Raw genomic sequence first — 1933 nt, 5'->3', positions numbered from 1 at the left:
CCTACAAGGGCGGCCAGGCCATGACCCGCTACGAAGCGGCGGCCCTGCTGAACGCCTGCCTCGACCGGATCACCGAGGTGACCGATGAGCTCAAGCGCCTGATGGCCGAGTTCGAGAAGGAACTCGCCGTGCTGCGCGGCCGCGTGGATGGCCTGGAGGCCAAAGTGGGTGAGCTGGAGGCCAACCAGTTCTCCACCACCACCAAGCTGAACGGTAAGGCCACCTTCGTGATCGGCGCCAACAGCTACGGCGGCGATGCAAGGGCCACCCTGGCTGAGTCCATTTTCATCAATAACAACACCGGCGGTTTTGTTCTGCCCGGCCAGAAGTTCGCTGACGCCGCCAGGGCCCAGCAGGGCGCCACGGTCTTCAACTACGACGTCCAGCTCAACTTCGACACCAGCTTCACCGGCAAGGACCTCCTGCGCACCCGCCTGAGGGCTGGCAACTTCGCCGACTCTCCCTATGGAGCCGGTGGTCTGGTCGGTCTTACCGGCATGGAAGTGGCGTTTGAAGAGCCCGCTGGTCAGGACGTGGTGGGCATCAACCGCCTCTTCTACCAGTTCCCCGTCGGCTCAAGCTTCACCGCCACCATCGGTGGTCGGGTCCGTCAGGACGACATGCTGGCCGTCTGGCCCAGCGCCTACCCGGCTGACACCGTCCTTGACATCTTCACCTACGCCGGTGCCCCCGGCACCTACAGCCTCAACCTCGGTGCTGGCGGTGGTATCTGGTGGAAGAGCGGCGACTTCAGCGTGAGCGCCAACTACGTGTCGGCCAACGGCGACAATGGCGCCCCTGAATTCGGTGGCATCGGCACCGCAGGCTCGACCCAGACCGGCACTGTGCAGGTCGCCTACAGCCAGCCCAACTACGGTCTGGCCGTTGCGTACAACTACAGCGCAGGTGGTGCTGGCCTTTATGCCGGTAACGGCACACCTCTGGCCGTCACCGGTTTTGCCCTCTCCTCTGCCGTCAACTCCCTGGGCGTCAGCGGCTACTGGCAGCCTTCCACCTCCGGCTGGATCCCCTCGATCAGCGCCGGCTGGGGCGTCAACTACCACAGTGCCGACAGCGAGTCTGCTGGGGCCTTCCGGGACGTCATCGACGGTGCCCAGACCCAGTCCTGGTACGTGGGTCTGCAGTGGGACGACGTGTTCATCAAGGGTAACTCCCTCGGTATGGCTGTCGGCCAGCCCACCTTCTTCACGACGTCGGGCGACGACGACATCCTCTCTCCCGACGACGGCAACTATGCCTGGGAGTGGTGGTACAAGTTCCAGATCACCGACAACATCAGCGTGACCCCGGCGATCTACTACCTGAGCGCCCCCCTCGGCCAGTTCCAGAAGGGCAACGACGACTCCTTCAACAACTTCGGCGGCCTGATCAAGACCACCTTCAAGTTCTGATCCTTTCGGATCCACACCTCACAACCCGTCCTCAAATTCTCCCGGCTGCTCTGCAGCCGGGTTTTTTTTGTTCAGGGCCGGCGGGAACACTTCCCATGTTTTCAGCGATACATACAGGTGTGATTTCTTTTCGGGGTGGACCTCATTCCTTCCGATAGTGTTGCGGCGCCCCTGAGGGGGCTTCCTCTTTTTGGTGTGAGGACCAATGAAAACCTTCCAGCAACTGCTGGTGGCTCCTGCTGCGCTTGGCCTCCTGTCGCCCGTTGTGGTGCAGGCCGCTGAGCTCAACCTGGATGACGTCAACAAGTACGTCTCCAGGGAGCAGGTCACCAGCATCAACCAGTTCTCCGACGTCAAGCCCACCGACTGGGCCTACCAGGCGCTCTCCAACCTGATCGATCGCTACGGCTGCGTCGCCGGCTACCCCAACGGCACCTACAAGGGCGGCCAGGCCATGACCCGCTACGAAGCGGCGGCCCTGCTGAACGCCTGCCTCGACCGGATCACCGAGGTGACCGATG

The 1933-nt window shown here is 62.8% G+C and carries 2 protein-coding genes; both read left to right on the top strand.

The window, feature by feature from the left end:
- Positions 1–1412, top strand: a 1412-nt coding sequence (locus KUG41_RS14500) for an iron uptake porin (protein ID WP_216904926.1), incomplete at its 5' end; no start/stop codon positions are given.
- 205 nt (positions 1413–1617) lie between these two features.
- On the top strand, positions 1618–1933 hold a 316-nt coding region (locus tag KUG41_RS14495; RefSeq protein WP_216904925.1), incomplete at its 3' end, for an iron uptake porin.

The organism is Synechococcus sp. CCY 9618 (genome assembly GCF_019038415.1).
In the GTDB taxonomy this organism is placed as follows: Bacteria; Cyanobacteriota; Cyanobacteriia; order PCC-6307; family Cyanobiaceae; genus Cyanobium.
Note: the sequence above shows the minus strand (reverse complement) of the source record. Positions and strands in the feature narration are given on the sequence as shown.